Origin of the sequence: Ensifer sp. Root954, assembly GCF_001429005.1 — a bacterium.
Lineage (GTDB): Bacteria > Pseudomonadota > Alphaproteobacteria > Rhizobiales > Rhizobiaceae > Ensifer > Ensifer adhaerens.
The window spans coordinates 310,547-328,109 of record NZ_LMJM01000022.1 but is presented as its reverse complement, the minus strand read 5'-3'; the positions used below and the strand labels follow the sequence as shown (position 1 = coordinate 328,109).

General features: G+C 64.2%; 18 protein-coding genes. 5 read left to right on the top strand and 13 right to left on the bottom strand.

Translation table 11 applies throughout. The annotated features are described in order from the left end of the window. Window positions 1–2: 2 nt before the first annotated feature. The 8 genes from sucC to sdhC form a co-directional block, all read right to left on the bottom strand. Window positions 3–1,196 carry an ADP-forming succinate--CoA ligase subunit beta gene (gene sucC, locus ASE71_RS13600; RefSeq protein WP_060521401.1) on the bottom strand — a complete coding sequence of 398 codons (1,194 nt, stop codon included), beginning with the start codon at window positions 1,194–1,196 and terminating at the stop codon, window positions 3–5. Window positions 1,197–1,304: 108 nt separating this feature from the next. Beyond that, entirely contained in the window at window positions 1,305–2,270 is a 966-nt protein-coding gene (gene mdh / locus ASE71_RS13595) for a malate dehydrogenase (protein ID WP_034802565.1), read from the bottom strand. Between the two features lie 183 nt (window positions 2,271–2,453). Next, window positions 2,454–3,608, bottom strand: coding sequence for a cell division protein ZapE (zapE, locus tag ASE71_RS13590; protein WP_060521402.1), 1,155 nt, complete (start codon window positions 3,606–3,608; stop codon window positions 2,454–2,456). A 59-nt stretch (window positions 3,609–3,667) separates the two neighbouring features. Further along, window positions 3,668–4,216 (bottom strand): protease inhibitor Inh/omp19 family protein, encoded by a 549-nt coding sequence (locus ASE71_RS13585; RefSeq protein WP_034802570.1) that lies wholly within the window; start codon window positions 4,214–4,216, stop codon window positions 3,668–3,670. A 299-nt stretch (window positions 4,217–4,515) separates the two neighbouring features. Then, window positions 4,516–5,295: a succinate dehydrogenase iron-sulfur subunit gene (locus tag ASE71_RS13580; protein WP_034802573.1), complete on the bottom strand. Its 780-nt coding sequence runs from the start codon at window positions 5,293–5,295 to the stop codon at window positions 4,516–4,518. A gap of 18 nt (window positions 5,296–5,313) precedes the next feature. Next, window positions 5,314–7,155, bottom strand: a complete 1,842-nt coding sequence (gene sdhA / locus ASE71_RS13575; RefSeq protein ID WP_060521403.1) for a succinate dehydrogenase flavoprotein subunit — start codon at window positions 7,153–7,155, stop codon at window positions 5,314–5,316. Between the two features lie 7 nt (window positions 7,156–7,162). Further along, on the bottom strand, window positions 7,163–7,543 hold the full coding sequence (sdhD, locus tag ASE71_RS13570; protein ID WP_034802578.1) for a succinate dehydrogenase, hydrophobic membrane anchor protein: 381 nt from the start codon (window positions 7,541–7,543) through the stop codon (window positions 7,163–7,165). 16 nt (window positions 7,544–7,559) lie between these two features. Beyond that, complete coding sequence (gene sdhC, locus ASE71_RS13565; RefSeq protein ID WP_034802580.1) at window positions 7,560–7,952, bottom strand: succinate dehydrogenase, cytochrome b556 subunit; 393 nt, start codon at window positions 7,950–7,952, stop codon at window positions 7,560–7,562. A 305-nt stretch (window positions 7,953–8,257) separates the two neighbouring features. Between sdhC and ASE71_RS13560 the strand changes: the two genes are divergently transcribed. Next, window positions 8,258–9,079 (top strand): hypothetical protein, encoded by an 822-nt coding sequence (locus ASE71_RS13560; RefSeq protein WP_060521404.1) that lies wholly within the window; start codon window positions 8,258–8,260, stop codon window positions 9,077–9,079. A gap of 76 nt (window positions 9,080–9,155) precedes the next feature. On the opposite strand, the gene ASE71_RS13555 is transcribed toward ASE71_RS13560, so the two are convergent. From ASE71_RS13555 to tsaD, 5 genes are read right to left on the bottom strand one after another with little or no spacing between them, the layout of a single operon-like run. Continuing rightward, window positions 9,156–9,815, bottom strand: coding sequence for a class I SAM-dependent methyltransferase (locus ASE71_RS13555; RefSeq protein ID WP_034802582.1), 660 nt, complete (start codon window positions 9,813–9,815; stop codon window positions 9,156–9,158). Between the two features lie 48 nt (window positions 9,816–9,863). After that, window positions 9,864–10,295 carry an EVE domain-containing protein gene (locus tag ASE71_RS13550; protein ID WP_060521405.1) on the bottom strand — a complete coding sequence of 144 codons (432 nt, stop codon included), beginning with the start codon at window positions 10,293–10,295 and terminating at the stop codon, window positions 9,864–9,866. Between the two features lie 7 nt (window positions 10,296–10,302). After that, window positions 10,303–10,596, bottom strand: coding sequence for a YciI-like protein (locus ASE71_RS13545; RefSeq protein ID WP_034802587.1), 294 nt, complete (start codon window positions 10,594–10,596; stop codon window positions 10,303–10,305). A 56-nt stretch (window positions 10,597–10,652) separates the two neighbouring features. Continuing rightward, complete coding sequence (locus ASE71_RS13540) at window positions 10,653–11,654, bottom strand: NAD(P)H-dependent glycerol-3-phosphate dehydrogenase (RefSeq protein WP_060521406.1); 1,002 nt, start codon at window positions 11,652–11,654, stop codon at window positions 10,653–10,655. A gap of 26 nt (window positions 11,655–11,680) precedes the next feature. Further along, entirely contained in the window at window positions 11,681–12,775 is a 1,095-nt protein-coding gene (gene tsaD, locus ASE71_RS13535) for a tRNA (adenosine(37)-N6)-threonylcarbamoyltransferase complex transferase subunit TsaD (RefSeq protein WP_060521407.1), read from the bottom strand. A gap of 74 nt (window positions 12,776–12,849) precedes the next feature. Between tsaD and hemC the strand changes: the two genes are divergently transcribed. From hemC to ASE71_RS13515, 4 genes are all read left to right on the top strand, one after another. After that, the gene (gene hemC / locus ASE71_RS13530; RefSeq protein WP_060521408.1) at window positions 12,850–13,779 is read left to right on the top strand and encodes a hydroxymethylbilane synthase; all 930 of its coding nucleotides are present in this window, start codon (window positions 12,850–12,852) and stop codon (window positions 13,777–13,779) included. Window positions 13,780–13,783: 4 nt separating this feature from the next. Next, window positions 13,784–14,497, top strand: a complete 714-nt coding sequence (locus ASE71_RS13525; protein WP_060521409.1) for a uroporphyrinogen-III synthase — start codon at window positions 13,784–13,786, stop codon at window positions 14,495–14,497. A gap of 102 nt (window positions 14,498–14,599) precedes the next feature. Then, window positions 14,600–15,880: a COG4223 family protein gene (locus ASE71_RS13520; protein WP_060521410.1), complete on the top strand. Its 1,281-nt coding sequence runs from the start codon at window positions 14,600–14,602 to the stop codon at window positions 15,878–15,880. An 11-nt stretch (window positions 15,881–15,891) separates the two neighbouring features. Next, window positions 15,892–17,538: a heme biosynthesis protein HemY gene (locus ASE71_RS13515; protein WP_060521411.1), complete on the top strand. Its 1,647-nt coding sequence runs from the start codon at window positions 15,892–15,894 to the stop codon at window positions 17,536–17,538. Window positions 17,539–17,563: the final 25 nt, after the last annotated feature.

The window sequence follows — 17,563 nt, the reverse complement described above, 5'->3', positions numbered from 1 at the left end:
AGTTAGCCGTTGATCGCGGCGACGATCTTCTTGGCAGCATCGTCCAGATCGTCGGCGGCGGTGATCGCCAGGCCGGATTCATTCAGGATCTTCTTGCCAAGCTCGACATTCGTGCCTTCGAGACGAACGACCAGCGGAACCTTGAGGCCGACTTCCTGCACGGCCGCAACGACGCCTTCAGCGATGACATCGCACTTCATGATGCCGCCGAAGATGTTGACGAGGATGCCCTCGACCTTCGGGTCGGCCGTAATGATCTTGAAGGCTGCCGCAACCTTCTCCTTGCCGGCGCCGCCGCCGACGTCGCAGAAGTTCGCCGGCTCCTTGCCGTAGAGCTTGATGATGTCCATCGTCGCCATGGCAAGGCCGGCGCCGTTGACCATGCAGCCGATGTTTCCGTCGAGCGCGACATAGGCGAGATCCCACTTCGAGGCCTCGATTTCCTTGGCGTCTTCTTCGGTCTCGTCGCGCAGAGCCTTGATGTCGTCGTGGCGGAAGAGCGCGTTGCCGTCGAACGAGACCTTGGCGTCGAGAACGCGCATGCGGCCGTTCTTCATGACGATCAGCGGGTTGATCTCGAGCAGGCTCATGTCCTTCTCGACAAAGGCCTTGTAGAGGATCGGGAAGAGCTTTTCAGCGTCAGCCTTGGCTTCGCCTTCAAGCTTCAGGGCCGCGGTGAGCTTGGCAAGATCAGCGGCGGTGACGCCGGCTTCCGGGTTGATCGCTACGTTGACGATCTTTTCCGGCGTGTCGTGCGCAACAGCCTCGATGTCCATGCCGCCTTCCGTCGAAACGACGAAGGCAACCTGGCCGACCGAGCGGTCGACGAGCAGCGACAGATAGAGTTCGCGCTCGATGTCGGCGCCGTCCTCGATGTAGAGGCGGTTCACCTGCTTGCCGGCCGGGCCGGTCTGCGCGGTAACGAGCGTGTTGCCGAGCATTTCCTTGGCATGGGCCTTGGCTTCATCGATCGAGAAGGCAAGACGAACGCCGCCCTTGGCGTCGGCGGACAGTTCCTTGAACTTGCCCTTGCCGCGGCCGCCCGCATGGATCTGGCTCTTGACCACGTAGAGCGGGCCCGGGAGTGACTTGGCAGCAGCTTCAGCTTCGTCAGCCGAGAAGATCGCGACACCTTCCGCGACCGGTGCGCCATAGCTCTTCAGGAGAGCCTTGGCCTGATATTCATGAATGTTCATGGTGTTTTTCCTGTCTGAGCATTGTGCGGGCAGGTGGGGCACCTACCCGCACCAATGCGGCAAAAACAATGAGGTCGAGCGGATCAGCGTCCGCCCGACGGGAGGCGATTACTGCTTGAGGCTCGGCGCAATGCCGATGCAGGCTTCGCAAAGACCGGCGACCGAAGCGACGGACTTGTCGAACGCTTCCTTCTCGGCCTTGTTGAGATCGATCTCGATGATGCGCTCGACGCCGCCGGCGCCGATAACGGTCGGAACGCCGACATACATGTCCTTGACGCCGTACTGGCCGGTCAGGTGTGCCGCGCAGGGCAGAACGCGCTTCTTGTCCTTGAGATAGGCTTCAGCCATTTCGATCGCCGAGGCGGCCGGTGCGTAGTAGGCCGAGCCGGTCTTGAGCAGGCCGACGATTTCGGCGCCGCCGTCACGGGTGCGCTGGATGATTTCTTCGAGGCGTTCCTTGGTGACCCAGCCCATCTGCACGAGGTCGGTCAGCGGGATGCCGGCAACGGTCGAGTAACGGGCAAGCGGCACCATGGTGTCGCCGTGGCCGCCGAGAACGAAGGCGGTGACGTCCTGGACCGAGACGTTGAATTCCTGGGACAGGAACAGGCGGAAGCGCGAACTATCGAGAACGCCGGCCATGCCGACGACCTTGTTCTTCGGCAGGCCCGAGAACTTCTGCAGCGCCCACACCATGGCGTCGAGCGGGTTGGTGATGCAGATGACGAAGGCGTTCGGGGCATACTTCTTGATGCCGGCGCCGACCTGTTCCATGACCTTGAGGTTGATGCCGAGCAGGTCGTCGCGGCTCATGCCCGGCTTGCGAGCGACGCCGGCGGTGACGATGCAGACATCAGCGCCTTCGATGGCGGAATAATCGCTCGCACCCGTCAGGTTCACGTCGAAGCCTTCGACCGGGGAGGACTGGCCGATGTCGAGACCCTTGCCCTGCGGAATGCCGTCGGCGATGTCGAAGAGGACGATGTCGCCCAGTTCCTTCAGGCCGGCGAGATGCGCCAGCGTGCCACCAATCATCCCTGAACCGATAAGTGCGATCTTGTTGCGAGCCATGAAAGTGCTTCCTTTGTGATCCCAATATGATCAAGGCCTGAAACGCGGCAAACGCCAAACCTTCGCCGGAAGCCATTAAACGGCAATCGTTAAAATATCAATCGATACTTTTTGGTGGAACAATTTCAATCGGTTAGATCATAAAATACTTACGTAAACGTAAGAGTTTTCGCCACATCTGCGTCACGAAACAGCAACATTTGGTGGATGCGCAGCGGCATATTCCTCGCTTTGCATCTCGATCAGACGTGAAACCGTGCGGTCGAACTCGAAGCCTTCCGTGCCCTTCTTCTGGGTCAAGAGATCCTGCGGCTCTGCCGCCGCAGAGGCAAAGAGCCGGGCGCCGTTGTCGTAGAGCGTATCGACCAAAAGGATGAAGCGCTTGGTCTCGTTGCGCATATGCGGACCGAGATGCGGTACGTGGTCGACGAAGATCGTCGAATAGCGCTCGAGGATGGCGAGATAGTCGGCAGCCCCAAGCGGTTGCTGGCAGAGGTCGCCGAAATTGAAGCGAGCACTCTTTCCGGACGCGGCCGGTACGGGGATCTTGCGCCCCTTGCGCGGCACGTCCGCCGGAGCGGCCGGCACATTGCCGGTCTCATGAGCCCAGGCGCGCGCCATCGCCGCATCCGCCTCAGGCCCGAGCGGCGAGAGCCACACCGGGCTGCCATCGGTCTTTGTCAGCCGGTAGTCGGTGTCCGTGTCCAGCGAGATAACCTCGGCATTTGCCTTAAGGAGTTCGATGAACGGCAAAAACAGGCCGCGGTTGAGGCCATCGCGATAGAGATCGTCGGGCGCCACGTTCGAGGTGGCAACCAGCACGCAGCCCTTGGCGAAGAGTTCGCCGAACAGGCGGCCGAGGATCATCGCATCGGCGATGTCGGTCACGGAGAATTCGTCGAAGCAGAGCAGCCGCGCTTCACCGAAGAGCTCGGAGGCGACGGGCGGGATCGGATCGGCCTGCTTGGTCTCGCCGTTCTTCAGCTTCTGCCGGTGCTTGTAGATGCGCTCGTGCACATCGGCCATGAACTCGTGGAAATGCGCCCGGCGCTTGCGCTGGATCGGCACCGCCTCGAAGAACATGTCCATCAGCATGGTCTTGCCGCGCCCCACGCCGCCGTGGATGTAGAGGCCCTTGACCGGCGGGTGGTCCTTCTTGCGCGAGGCAAACAGCCAGCCGAGCGCATTGGTCTTGCGCGACGGGCGGCTGGCGAGCAGCTCGGCCGAGAGATGATCGAACCGCCGCGCGATCGTAAACTGCGCCGGGTCACGCTTGCGCTCGCCGTTCGCGACGAGCGCTTCGAGCTTGCGGTAAATGCTGTCGTCAGGATTGAGCACGTCTCACCCGAGATGGGACGGAAAACAAAAGCCCGGCACGAGACCGGGCTGGAGAAGCGTCAGCGGCTGAGGCTGACTGGCTGGCCGCCATTGGTCGAGCCGTCGAAACGCGCGTCGGCCGTCTTGTAGAGGCGGGCGATGGCATTGCCGCTGCGGTCCTTGAGGACCACCTGCTTGCCGGCCACTTCCCAGGAGCCCATGGTCGTCAGCTCGCCGGCGCAACCGCGGGTGCCGCCGCGCGAACCGGAGCCAAGATTGGTGAGCGTCAGGAACATGTCGCAGGAGCTGCCGGCGCTGGAGACGCGCCAGTTGCCGACCATCGCTTCCTTGGTGACGTCGAGCCCGCCACCTGCAGCCGCGGCGACCTGCGTGCCGGGCTGCTGGACAGCGCCGCCGGCAACCGCCGTGCCGCTCGCCGGTGCAGCCGGGAATTGCGACGTGTTTCCGGTCGGTGCCGGAAGCTGGTTCGACGAAACCGAAGGGACCGGTGCGGCCTGGATGGGAGCGGGCGAGGCGTCCTGGGAGCTGAAACCGCCCATCGACGTCCGTTGGCATCCGGCCAGCGCAAGCACAACCGCCAGCCCCGCCGCCGCATGAATTACCCGCATATCCCTACTCCTGTTCGTGTCCGCGAACCATGATGCAACGCGATAATATAGGCCGAAATACAGCAAATCCACCTGACAAATCAAGGGACGACGATTCCTGGCGACCTGTTGCAGGATTGAAACGTCCGCAGGGCCGGATCGCGCGCCACGTCCTCGCTGCGTATCATCGCCTCCTGCCGTCGGCCCGCCTCTCCCGCATCGGCACAATCACGAATTGTCCGCCGCCCTGGAGAGGCGCAAAACAGAAAACGGCGAGCCAGGGCCCGCCGTTTCCAAAACTTCATGTCCGGTCCGGCCGATTACACACGGCGCTCGACCAGCATCTTCTTGATCTCGCCGATCGCCTTGGCCGGGTTCAGGCCCTTCGGACAGGCCTGGGCGCAGTTCATGATCGTGTGGCAACGATAGAGGCGGAAGGGATCCTCGAGGTTGTCGAGGCGCTCGCCGGTCGCTTCGTCGCGGCTATCGATCAGCCAGCGGTAGGCCTGCAGCAGAACCGCCGGACCGAGGTAACGGTCGCCGTTCCACCAATAGCTCGGACAGGAGGTCGAGCAGCAGGCGCACAGGATGCACTCGTAGAGGCCGTCGAGCTTGAGGCGGTCCTCGTGGCTCTGCTTCCATTCCTTGGCCGGCGTCGGCGATACCGTCTTCAGCCAGGGCTCGATCGAGCGGTGCTGGGCGTAGAAGTTGGTGAGGTCAGGAACCAGGTCCTTCACGACCGGCATGTGCGGCAGCGGATAGACCTTTACCGCGCCCTTCACCTCGTCCATGCCCTTGGTGCAGGCAAGCGTGTTGGTGCCGTCGATGTTCATGGCGCATGAGCCGCAGATGCCTTCGCGGCAGGAGCGGCGCAGCGTCAGCGTCGGGTCGATCTTGTTCTTGATGTAGAGCAGACCGTCGAGCACCATCGGGCCGCAATCGTCGACATCGATGTAGAAGGTATCGATGCGCGGATTGGCACCGTCATCCGGGTTCCAGCGATAGATGCGGTATTCGCGAACGTTGGTCGCGCCGGCAGGCTTCGGCCAGACCTTGCCTTCCGTCATCTGGGAGTTCTTGGGGAGAGCGAGTTCAACCATGTGGCTTGTTCCTCAAGATCAATAGACGCGGGCCTTCGGCTCGATCTTCTTGGGATCGATGCCGTCGGCGATCAGGTCGGTATGGACGGGGCGGTAGTCGAGCTTGACGTCGCCGGCCTCGTTGACCCAGGCGAGCGTGTGCTTGCGCCAGTTGACGTCGTCGCGGCCGCCGAGCGGACCCTCGGTGTAGTCCTCGCGGGCGTGCGAACCACGGCTCTCCTTGCGCGCTTCGGCACCGTAGATCGTCGTGATGGCGTTGGCCATGAGGTTTTCGAGTTCCAGCGTCTCGACGAGGTCCGAGTTCCAGATCATCGAGCGGTCGGTGACCTTGATGTCGGGCATCTCCTTCCAGATCGCCGAAATGCGCTTGCAGCCCGATTCCAGCGATTCCTGGGTGCGGAACACGGCCGCGTCTTCCTGCATGGCGCGCTGCATCTTTTCGCGCAGCACGGCGGTCGGCGTGGAGCCATTGGCGTTACGCAGGCGGTCGAAGCGGTCCATGATCCGGTCGCAGGCGGCCTTGTTGAGTTCCGGCACGGGCTCGTTGCGGTCGATGACCTGGCCGGCGCGGATGGCGGCGGCACGACCGAAGACCACGAGGTCGATCAGCGAGTTGGAGCCGAGGCGGTTGGCGCCGTGCACCGAGGCGCAGCCGGCTTCGCCGACGGCCATCAGGCCGGGCGCAATGCGCTCCGGGTTCTGGCTGTCGGCATTCAGGACTTCGCCCCAGTAGTTGGTCGGCACGCCGCCCATGTTGTAGTGCACCGTCGGCAGAACCGGGATCGGCTCGCGGGTCACGTCGACACCGGCAAAGATCTTCGCCGATTCCGAGATGCCCGGCAGGCGCTCGTGCAGGACGGCCGGATCGAGGTGATCCAGGTGCAGGAAGATGTGGTCCTTGTTCTTGCCGACGCCGCGGCCCTCGCGGATTTCCATCGTCATGCAGCGCGAGACGACGTCACGCGAGGCAAGGTCCTTGGCGGACGGCGCATAGCGCTCCATGAAGCGCTCGCCTTCGGAGTTGACGAGGTAGCCGCCTTCGCCGCGTGCGCCTTCGGTGATCAGGCAGCCCGCACCGTAGATGCCGGTCGGATGGAACTGGACGAATTCCATGTCCTGCAGCGGCAGGCCGGCGCGTGCAATCATGCCGCCGCCGTCGCCCGTGCAGGTGTGCGCCGAGGTCGCCGAGAAGTAGGCGCGGCCGTAACCGCCGGTCGCCAGTACCACCATCTTGGCGGAGAAGCGATGGATCGTGCCGTCGTCGAGGTTCCAGGCGACGACGCCGGTGCAGCGGCCGTCATCCGACATGATCAGGTCGAGCGCGAAATACTCGATGAAGAACTCGGCGTTGTTGCGCAGAGACTGACCATAGAGCGTGTGCAGGATCGCGTGGCCGGTTCGGTCGGCAGCAGCACAGGTGCGCTGGACCGGCGGGCCTTCGCCGTAGTTCTGCATGTGGCCGCCGAACGGTCGCTGATAGATCTTGCCTTCGGCGTTACGCGAGAAAGGCACGCCATAGTGCTCGAGCTCATAGACCGCCTTCGGCGCTTCCATGGCGAGATACTGCATGGCGTCGACGTCGCCGAGCCAGTCGGAACCCTTGACGGTGTCGTAGAGGTGCCACTGCCAGCTGTCCGGCGTCATGTTCTGCAGCGAGGCGGCAATGCCGCCCTGGGCGGCAACCGTGTGCGAGCGGGTCGGGAAGACCTTGGTGATGCAGGCGGTCTTCAGACCCTGCTCGGCCATGCCGAGCGTCGCGCGCAAGCCCGCACCGCCGGCGCCGACGACGACGACGTCGAAGGCGTGATCGACATATTGATAGGCCTTGCCGTTTGCAGCGGGTGAACTGTTCGATGCCATGGCGAAATTACCCTGCAAAAGCGATCTTCAGGATGGCGAAGAGACAGAGCCCGCCAACCGCGATCGTGAAAAATGTATTGAGCATGAGAAGCACGATCTTCATGCCTTCGCCATGCACGTAGTCTTCGATGATCACCTGCATGCCGAGCCGCATGTGAACGAGGCCCGAGAGCACGACGAGCGCCATGACGACGGCGACGAAGGGGTTCGCCAGCGCGGCGACGACATCCGCATAGGGCGCGCCTGCGTAGCGAACGAGAAAGATGACGAAGAAGATCAACAGCGGAACGTTGGCGACGGCCGTCAGGCGCTGGCGCCAGAAATGATCCGTGCCTTCCTTGGCCGAGCCAAGACCGCGAACCTTGCCGAGAGGAGTGCGCATATCCATGAGTATTCTCCCTCAGTCAGCGAACGAGATAGCCGACCACCCAGATCAGCAGCGTCAGCGCCACCGAACCGATGATCGTTGCCTTGGCCATCTTGGTGGCGAAGTGCTTCTCGTAGCCGTAGCCGAGATCCCAGGCAAAGTGGCGCAAGCCGCCGAGCATGTGGTGCACCAGGGCCCAGGTATAGCCGAACAGCACCAGCTTGCCGATCAGCGTACCGAACAGCCAGCTGACCCAGTCGTAATAGGCAGCACCCGACGCAGCGGCGATCAGCCACCAGGCGACGAGGATGGTCCCGAAGTAGAGCGCACCACCGGTGATGCGGTGCACAATGGACATGACCATCGTCGGGATAGGTTTATAGATTTGAAGATGCGGCGAGAGTGGCCGGCTTCTTGTGACATTCGTCATCGGAACCTCACGGAATGCCCGGATTTCCGCCCAAAAAACTGGACGATTTTAGTCCGGTATCGCACCTGATTGTGCGCAATTCAGTCATTCGGACCTTTAATCACCATAAAGCTTAACGACAAGTGTGTTTGCGGTGCAAAATCAATTTAATCGATTAGACGAATTGCGCCATTTTCCTGCCAGCCGGAGACATGGGCCGGCGTTAACGATAGCGACAAAAAGCCAAGCAATTCCGTGACTTTCCCGACGATCTGGCCCAGAGTGCCCTTAACGATTTGTTAAGCGTCACCCGGAGGGCGGGCAGAATGATTCTGTTCAGGGCAATCCATGCGACCAAAGTGCTAGCGCTTGCCGGCCTGGTCATCGCCACCAGCTACATTCCGATGGAAGCTCGAGACCGGGGCGGACTGCCGGAGGCGCAGACGCGAACACGCCATGTCAGGATGAATGCCGATCGTTTCTATCCTCGTCACGATTTCGATCGCATGGGTTATCGCAACGACTGGGACCGCCATCGCGGACCGCGCCGCGACTGGGCGTCCAACGGTGGCCCGCCGGAAGTGAACACGCGCACGCGGCACGTTCGCCTGCCGCGCTACCGCCCCTACCCCGGCGCTTATGCCGGACGGTCGGAGCAGCGTGGCGGATGGGTGCGCGACGGAGCCGGTCGCGACTACTGGACATCCGACGCCCGCAGGCACGACGGTCGCCCAGGCATCTATGACGTGCCGCCGCAGGTCTCGACCCGCACCCGCCATGTCCGCCTGCCGCAATATCGGGCCTATCCCGAGCGGTGGGGCAATGGCGGCGGATGGGGGCGCGATCAGGCCGGGCGCGAGATCTGGACATCGAGCAACCAAGGCCGAGACTATCGCCCGAGCTATTATGGCGGTGATGAATATCCGGACATCATTCCTGGTATCGGCACCTATGTCGGCGGCATTTCGGCCTATGTCGACGTCGGCAATGGCATCTATTTCAGCCAGGAAGGCGACTACGGCTATGCGGATGAGGCAGATACTGCGCCGCCGCCCGAGGCGAAACGCGGCAAGATCATCAACGTCACGCCACAGACCATGAACGGTTCCTGCGCCTACGAACACGGCGTCTGCGTCATCCGCCGGTAATCGCGGCTACAGCGATATCAGCCCGTCAGGCCAACGGCTTCGATGATCGGGCGCATCGTCGGAAGTGCAGGCATCGTCAATTGCAGGAGGTGGTGCCGAAGCGCCAGACGGTGGTGCGCTTGACCTCGCTGTCCTCCAGCGCCCGGGTGACGGGAACCTCGTAGGTGGCAAGCGCCGTCATCATCTCGCGCGGGCAATAGGAACGTCCGGGATCGCCGACGATCACCGAGGCGCCGTTCGCGGCAAGTCCCGAAAACCACGGTTTCAACCGGTCGGCAAAAGCCTTGTCGTAGAAGACGTCGCCGGCGAGATAGACCTCGGCTTCAAGATCGCGGCCAGTGATGTCCTCGCCGGTATAGGAAAGCGTGACCCCGTTGAGTGCGGCATTGAGCCGGACGGCCGTTTCCGCCCAGGGGTCGATATCGGCGGCCAGCACCGATACTGCACCCGCCTTCATCGCCGCGATCGCCACCAGACCCGAACCGGAGGCAAAGTCGACGACACGGCGACCGCGCACCGCTTCGGGGTGATCGAGGATGTAGCGGGCGAGCCCCTGCCCGCCGGCCCAGGCGAAGGCCCAGAACGGCGGCGGCAGGCCGATCTCCTGCAACTCTTCCTCGGTCTTCAGCCAGAGCTCATGCGCTTCGGTCGCCAGATGCAGCCGGATCTCCGGCACATGCGGCGGCGTGAGCACATCGGTGTTTTCGAGGATGAAGCTTTCCGGATCGGTCTTCACAAAACTCTCCGCGCCTGCCCGAGCGTCCCGGACAGGCGGAAAACAAGACTAGCGCGGCGGATTGTCGAGCCCGCCCATGCGGCAGACCTCGAGCCATTCGTCCTCGGTCACCGGCTGCACCGACAGGCGCATGGAGGTGACGAGCGACATCTTGGCGAGCTTCGGATTGTCCTTGATCTCCTTCAGCGTCACCGGCCGCGGCATGTCGACAACCGCGCGGATATCGACGCAGTCCCAGCGGGCGTCACCCTCGGCGGTCGAATCCGGATGCGACAGCGCGCAGACCTCGGCGATGCCGACGATCTCAAGTCCTTCGTTCGAGTGGTAGAAGAAGCCCTTGTCGCCGATCTGCATCGCCCGCATGTTGTTGCGCGCCTGATAGTTGCGCACGCCGGTCCATTCGGTGCCCTTGGCGCCGGCATCCTTCTGCATCTGCCAGGACCATTTGAACGGTTCGGATTTGTAGAGCCAATACGCCATGTTGGTCTCAAGCCTCCGGATTGTTGAAGACCCAGTTGAAGGCCTTGATCTCGACATTGGAAAAGAGCCCGGCCTTGGCATAGGGATCGGCTTCGGCGATCGCACGCGCCTCGTCGATCGTCTCCGCCTTGACGAGCACCAGGCTACCGGTCGGCTTGCCGTCGTCGCCGAGGAACGGACCGGCCATCTTCAAAATGCCCTTGGCGTTAAGATCGTTGAGATAGGCGACGTGATCAGGGCGGGTATCGAGCCGAAGCTGCAGCGCGCCTGGCTTGTCGGTACAATGAAGTGCGAAGAGCATGCTTCCTCCTAGAGTTTTCGTTGGCGCGGGATGCGGGCGGAAGATCGCCGCTCCCTTCATTCCTGGGTGATCGGGCGGGTCATCAACTGTTCGAGCGCGGTGCGGACATCGAGCTTGCCGTCGATGATCGCCGCCACCGCTTCGGTGATCGGCATTTCGACGCCGAGATCATGGGCGACGCGGGCAGCAACCGATGCGGCGAACGCGCCTTCGACCAGTTCTCCCTTGCGTCCGCTGGCGCGACCATCCTTGCCGAGCGCGATGCCGAAACGCAGGTTGCGCGACTGGTGGCTGGTCGCCGTCAACACCAGATCGCCAAGGCCGGAGAGACCGCGCACAGTATCGGCCTCGCCGCCCTCGGCAGCAATGAAGCGCGACATCTCCGCAAGGCCACGCGAGATCAGCGCGGCACGGGCGCTGTCGCCAAGGCCTGCGCCCTCGACGATGCCACAGGCGATCGCCAGCACATTCTTCAGCGCGCCGCCGAGCTGCACGCCGATGCGATCCTGCGAGGGATAGAGCCGGAAGGTCGGACCCGAGAGCACCTCGGCCAGCATCGTCGCCGTCTGACCATCGGCCGCGGCGACCACCATAGCCGTCGGTAGGCCCTTGGCGATATCGGCGGCGAAACCCGGACCGGAGAGCACGCCGACCGCATGGCCGGGCAGCTCCTCCGCCAGAACGTCGGTCAGCAACCGTCCCGTCGCCTGCTCCATACCCTTGGCGCAGGTGACGATCGTGGCAGCCGCATTGATATGAGGACCATACTGTCTCGCCGCATCCCTATGCGCCTGCGACGGCATCACAAAGAGCACGACCTCGGCATCGGCAAGAACCGAGACATCGGCCGTATGTTTCAGCGCCGGCGGCAGGTCGATGCCCGGCAGGGCGTCCTCATTGCGGCCGGTGTCGCGGCAGGCTTCGGCAATCTCCGCACGACGGGCAAGCAGCGTCACGTCGCTACCCTCGACCGAGGCGGCAACCGCGGCGAGCGCAGTGCCAAAGGCGCCTGCGCCGACCACGACGATCTTCGGCCCGTTCTTGGAAATGTCGTTCATGCTCTATCCGTATGCTTTAGATCTTGTCACGCCTTGGCGCCGCGTTTGCCCGAACCGAGCAGCGCCTGCGCCTGGGCGTCGAGCGGCCAGCGCGAGCGCGGCGCGACATCAAGGCCGTCGGCCGCCATGCCTGCCGCCAGCCGCTCGGCACCGGCCCAGGCGATCATTGCCGCGTTGTCCGTGCAGAGCGAAAGCGGCGGCGCGATGAAGTCAAAACCCGACTGCGCGCACAAGGCCTGCAGCGTCGAGCGCAGCACCTGGTTGGCGGCGACACCACCGGCAACCACCAGCGCCGGGCGCGCCACACTGCCATGCTCCGCCTTGAAGCGCTTCAGGCCGCGCCCGACCCGATCCTTGAGCGTGCGGGAAATCGCCCGCTGGAACGAGGCGCAGATATCGGCGATGTCCTGCTCCGTTACCGGCTCCAGCGATTGCGCCGCCTGGCGCACCGCCGTCTTCAATCCCGAAAAGGAAAAATCGAGCCTGGCGTCACCGACGAGCGGTCGCGGAAAATCGAAACGCTGCGGATCGCCGGCAAGTGCTGCCCGCTCGACCGCCGGACCACCCGGATAGGGGAGGCCGAGCAGCTTGGCCGTTTTATCGAAGGCTTCGCCGAGCGCATCGTCGATCGTCGTGCCCCAGCGTTCGTATTCGCCGACGCCCTTGACGAGGATCAGTTGCGTGTGACCGCCGGAAACGAGCAGCATCAGATAGGGAAAGGAGAGCCCATCGGTCAGCCGCGCGGTCAGCGCGTGGCCTTCGAGGTGATTGACGGCATAGAGTGGCTTGCCGGTTGCGCGCGCGATCGCCTTGCCGGTCATCAGCCCGACGATCAGGCCGCCGATCAGACCGGGACCACTTGTCGCAGCAATGGCGTCGATGTCGGAAAGCGTGACGCCGGCCCTGAGCAGCGCTTCCTCGATCAGCGTGTCGAGCGCCTCCACATGGGCGCGCGCCGCGATCTCTGGAACCACACCGCCATAGGCGCTGTGCTCTTCCAGCTGGCTTAAGACCACGTCGCCGAGGATATGGCCCTTACCGCCGGAATCGCGCAAAATGACGGAAGCGGCGGTTTCGTCGCAGCTTGTTTCTATGCCGAGGATGCGCAGGGGCGGAGACATCGGGAACTACTCAAAGATTGCGGTCGCACCGAAAGGTGGGTACACGGAACTCCGGTAACAATGGATAGCCTTTGATGCAAACAAAACCTTTCCGGATCGGCACGCGCGGCAGCCCGCTGGCGCTCGCTCAAGCCCATGAAACGCGCGATCGCCTCGCAGCGGCGCATGGTCTGGCGCCGGAAATGTTCGAGGTCGTCATCCTCTCGACCAAGGGCGACCGGATCACCGACCGCTCGCTCGCCGAGATCGGCGGCAAGGGCCTGTTCACCGAAGAGATCGAGCAACAATTGCTGTCGGGCGAACTCGATTTCGCTGTGCATTCGTCCAAGGACATGCCGACGAAACTGCCTGACGGCCTCTGTCTTTCCGCCTTCCTGCCGCGTGAGGACATTCGAGATGCCTTCATCGGTCGGACGGCAAAAAAACTGCTGGAACTGCCGCAGGGCGTGACGGTCGGCTCGTCGTCGCTGCGCCGCCAGGCGCTGATCCGCCGGCTGCGTCCGGATATCAATGTCATCACCTATCGCGGCCAGGTGGAAACACGGCTGAGAAAGCTCGCCGAGGGCCAGGTCGATGCGACACTGCTTGCCTATGCAGGCCTCAAGCGTCTCGGCATGACCGACGTTCCGACCGAACTGCTCGACCCCCAGGAATTCCCGCCGGCGCCGGCCCAAGGCGCGATCTGCATCGAGAGCCGCATCGGCGACAGCCGCATCAACGACCTGCTCGCAGCCATCGACGATCCCCGCACCCATGAGGCAGTCGCCTGCGAGCGTGGCTTCCTCGCGACGCTCGACGGCTCGTGCCGCACGCCGATCGCCGGTCTCGCCACCTCGGACGGCACCCATCTCAGCTTTTCCGGCATGATCCTCACGCCCGACGGCCAGACCCATCACCGGGTTACGATCGAGGGCAAGGCCACCGACGCCGAAGCGCTTGGGCAAAAGGCCGGCGAAGAGATCCGCGCCAAGGCCGGCCCCGGCTTCTTTGCAAGCTGGACTTAAAGCCATGCGCGTGCTCGTCACCCGGCCGCTTCCCGCCGCCGAGGCGACGGTACGCCGGCTGGAAGCCGCCGGCCACCGGCCGATCCTGCTGCCGCTGATGCAGGCGACACATCTTGCTGCCGTCTCTGTTGCCGCGCTTGAAGTGCCGCATGCGGCGATCGTGCTCACCAGCGCCGAAGCCATTCGGGTGCTCGTATCGTCAGATGCAGACCTGTCACAGCATCTGGCGACCCCGTGCTTCTGCGTGGGCGCCGCCACGGCGCAAGCAGCAGCCGGGCTCGGTTTCTCCGATCTGCGCATAGCGGAGGGTACCGGCCAGTCCCTGGCGGAACTGATCGGTGCGACCATCGACACGCTGCCGCCACTTCCCCTGCTCTATCTGGCAGGAACGCCGCGCTCCGAAGGGCTGGAAAAGGGACTGAGACACCGCGGCATCGAACACCGGACGGTCGAGTGCTACCGCATGGAGCCGATCGCCCATTCGCGCGCCGCGATCGAAGATCTGCGGCGAAGCAGCCGTCCCGACGCCGTGCTTTTATACTCGCGAGAGACCGCGCGACAGTTCGTTCGCCTGCTTTCCGAAGCCGGTGTCGATGCTGCTTCCTTTGCGCCGCGCTACCTCTGCCTCAGCCCCGTGGTGGCCGAGGCACTGCCGGGTAACGTCGTGGCGGAGACCGCCGCAAGCACCGATGAAGACAGCCTTTTCAGTCTTCTCTAACATCGAATTCATCCAAAAACGGAACGGAGGGGCTTTCCCTCACCGTTCCGGCTGACTAGGTTTGAAGGAAGAGCCGACAGGCACCAACGGTAAGAGGTCACCATGGTATCGGAAAACCCGCCGCGCCGCTCGAAGTCCGAGAAGGAACCGCTGACGATCGACCTCGAAGCGGAGAAAACTGTTGCGGAACCGGCCGGCCCGGAAGCAACCGGCGAGACGCTGGCAGACGCTGCGGCCGAGAACACAGCGCACAAAGCCGAGACGGATGAGCCGATAAGGGACACCAGCGACGACAGCGCCGCCGGATCCCGCCTGGACGAAGAAATCGAGGAGCAGCGCGCCGATGCCGCGGCCGACGCGGCCGCGGCCGTCTTCGCCGAAGAGCCGCCGCATGTGGCCCGCGAGCCCGAACCGGCACCGCCGCAGAAGCCGGTATCGAACTCCGGTGCGCTCGCGGCCGGCATCGTCGGCGGTCTCGTGACGCTGCTCGGCTTCGGCGGCCTGCAATATGCCGGCATCGTGCCTGGACTTGGGCCGACCCGCGGCGTCGAGCAGAACATTTCCGGCGAACTGCAGGCCCTGCGCGACCAGATCGCGGCGCTGCCCACCCCCGCAGCCGTCGTCGACAACACCGCACTCGAAGGTCGTATCGCCGCGCTCGAACAGTCCGCCTCCCAACCGGCCGCAAACGGCGCACCGAGCGCCGAGGTCGAGACGCTGAAGGCGGAAGTCGACAATCTCACCAAGGAGCTTGCAGGTCTGAAGACAGCGCTCGCCGATGCGCAGCAGGCGGCAACCGCCGAGAAGGCGGAACTGACGAGCCGCATCGAGACCGCCGAGCAGAAGCTCAACGAGCCGGTCAACGATATCCAGATGGCGAAAGCCGTTGCGGTCACTGCACTGAAGTCGGCGATCGATCGCGGCGGGCCTTTTCTCGCCGAACTCGACGCGCTGCGCAGCATTGCGCCGGACGAACAAGCCGTCGCCGCGCTCGCCCAGGATGCCCAGGTCGGCGTGCCGACCCGGACCGACCTGCGCCGCGAGTTCCCGAAAACCGCCGACGCCATGCTCGACGCTCTCAACCAGCCCGACCCGAACGAAGGCATCTTCGATCGGTTGGTGTCCAGCGCCATGTCCGGCATTCGCGTGCGTCCCGTCGGCAGCGTCGAGGGTGAAACGCCGGAAGCCGTCATCGCCCGGATCGAGGACAAGCTGAACAATGGCGACCTCAAGGGCGCCGCTCTGGAATGGAATGGTTTGCCCGACACCGCCAAGCCGGCGGGCGAGGCTTTCAAGGCCAAGCTCGACCAGCGTTTGCGGGTCGAAGCCGCGATCGATGCCGCCGTCGCTGCGACGATGGCAAAACCAGGCACGGAAGGCTGAGGGAACCAGATATGATCCGCATTCTGATTTTCATCCTGATCGTGCTTGGTCTCGGCCTCGGCTTCGCCTGGCTCGCCGACCGGCCGGGCGAACTCTCGGTCGTCTGGCAGGGCCAGTTGATCGAGATGAGCCTGATGCGCGCGGCATCGCTGCTGATCTCGCTGATTGCCGCGGTGCTGATCGTCGTCTGGCTGATGCGCACCATCTGGCTTTCGCCGCACACGGTCACCCGCTATTTCCGCGCCCGCAAGCGCGACCGCGGCTACCAGGCGCTGTCGACCGGCCTGATCGCCGCCGGCGCCGGTGACGCCAATCTTGCCCGCAAGATGACCGCCCGCACCCGCGGCCTGATCAGCGCCGACCAGGAACCGCTGATCCACCTGCTCGAAGCCCAGACCGCACTGATCGAAGGCAAGTACGACGACGCCCGCCGCAAGTTCGAGCTGATGGCCGACGATCCGGAGACGCGCGAACTCGGGCTCCGCGGCCTTTATCTCGAGGCCAAGCGGCTCGGCGCCCACGAGGCCGCGCGGCAATATGCCGAGCGCGCCGCCGAAAAGTCGCCGCACCTGCCCTGGGCAGCGCTTGCAACCCTCGACAGCCAGAGCCAGGCCGGTCAATGGGACGATGCCCTACGTCTGCTCGACCAGAGCCGCATCGCCCACGTGGTCGATCGCAAGGAAGCCGATCGCAAGAAGGCAGTGCTGCTGACGGCGCGCGCAATGACGAAGCTCGAGGGCGACGTGAAAGGTGCGCGGGACGATGCGCTTGCCGCGCTGAAGCTCGACGAACATCTCGTGCCGGCGGCGCTGACGGCCGCCAAGGCGCTGTTTCGCGAGGACAACCTGCGCAAGGGCACCTCGATCCTGGAGAAGAACTGGAAGCACGAGCCGCATCCGGACGTGGCCCGGCTCTACGTGCGCGCCCGCGGCGGCGACACTGCGGTCGACCGGTTGAAACGGGCGCGCAAGCTCGAAGCCTTGAAGCCCAACAATGCCGTGGCGATGGCTGCCGTCGCCGAAGCCGCGCTCGAAGCGCGCGAACTGCTGCTGGCGCGCACCAAGGCGGAAGCCGCCGCCCGGCTCGACCCGACCGAGAGCATCTTCCTGCTGCTTGCCGACATCGAAGAGGCCGACACCGGCGACGAGGGCCGCATCCGTCACTGGATGGCGCAGGCGCTGAAGAGCCCGCGCGATCCGGCCTGGACCGCCGACGGCGTGACCTCGCCGACCTGGCTGCCGGTCTCGCCGGTCAGCGGCCGGCTCGATGCCTTCGAATGGAAAGCCCCGCCGCATACGCTTTCGGCCACCGTCGACCACGACCAGTCGAACGCCGACGAGGCGATCCGCAGCCTGCCCGCCGTGGTGGAGGCGCATGTGCACCAGCCCGCACCCGCGGCCCGGCGCAGCGAGACGCCCGTGATCCTCGAGGCCGAGCGCGAGGAGCCGCGTCCGGCACCGCAGCCGATCAAGGTCGCCGAGCGCAAGGCGCCGGAACCGGTTGCCGACAAGCCTCCGGTCAAGGCGGAGAAGGAGGAGGGCGCGAATGGCGAGCACAGGCCCGATCCCTTCTTCGGCCGCCCGCCGGATGACCCCGGCGTGCGCGATCCGGCCGCTGGCGAGAAGGCGCCGGAAAAGACGACTTTCCGATTGTTCTGAGTTCTCAAGGGGCTGTGGCAAAATA

Coding starts and splice junctions, on each gene's coding strand:
- sucC (WP_060521401.1), bottom strand. CDS start 1,196: ATGAACATTCATGAATATCAGGCCAAGGCTCTCCTGAAGAGCTATGGC.
- mdh (WP_034802565.1), bottom strand. CDS start 2,270: ATGGCTCGCAACAAGATCGCACTTATCGGTTCAGGGATGATTGGTGGC.
- ASE71_RS13585 (WP_034802570.1), bottom strand. CDS start 4,216: ATGCGGGTAATTCATGCGGCGGCGGGGCTGGCGGTTGTGCTTGCGCTG.
- ASE71_RS13580 (WP_034802573.1), bottom strand. CDS start 5,295: ATGGTTGAACTCGCTCTCCCCAAGAACTCCCAGATGACGGAAGGCAAG.
- sdhA (WP_060521403.1), bottom strand. CDS start 7,155: ATGGCATCGAACAGTTCACCCGCTGCAAACGGCAAGGCCTATCAATAT.
- sdhD (WP_034802578.1), bottom strand. CDS start 7,543: ATGGATATGCGCACTCCTCTCGGCAAGGTTCGCGGTCTTGGCTCGGCC.
- sdhC (WP_034802580.1), bottom strand. CDS start 7,952: ATGACGAATGTCACAAGAAGCCGGCCACTCTCGCCGCATCTTCAAATC.
- ASE71_RS13560 (WP_060521404.1), top strand. CDS start 8,258: ATGATTCTGTTCAGGGCAATCCATGCGACCAAAGTGCTAGCGCTTGCC.
- ASE71_RS13550 (WP_060521405.1), bottom strand. CDS start 10,295: ATGGCGTATTGGCTCTACAAATCCGAACCGTTCAAATGGTCCTGGCAG.
- ASE71_RS13545 (WP_034802587.1), bottom strand. CDS start 10,596: ATGCTCTTCGCACTTCATTGTACCGACAAGCCAGGCGCGCTGCAGCTT.
- ASE71_RS13540 (WP_060521406.1), bottom strand. CDS start 11,654: ATGAACGACATTTCCAAGAACGGGCCGAAGATCGTCGTGGTCGGCGCA.
- tsaD (WP_060521407.1), bottom strand. CDS start 12,775: ATGTCTCCGCCCCTGCGCATCCTCGGCATAGAAACAAGCTGCGACGAA.
- hemC (WP_060521408.1), top strand. CDS start 12,850: ATGCAAACAAAACCTTTCCGGATCGGCACGCGCGGCAGCCCGCTGGCG.
- ASE71_RS13525 (WP_060521409.1), top strand. CDS start 13,784: ATGCGCGTGCTCGTCACCCGGCCGCTTCCCGCCGCCGAGGCGACGGTA.
- ASE71_RS13520 (WP_060521410.1), top strand. CDS start 14,600: ATGGTATCGGAAAACCCGCCGCGCCGCTCGAAGTCCGAGAAGGAACCG.
- ASE71_RS13515 (WP_060521411.1), top strand. CDS start 15,892: ATGATCCGCATTCTGATTTTCATCCTGATCGTGCTTGGTCTCGGCCTC.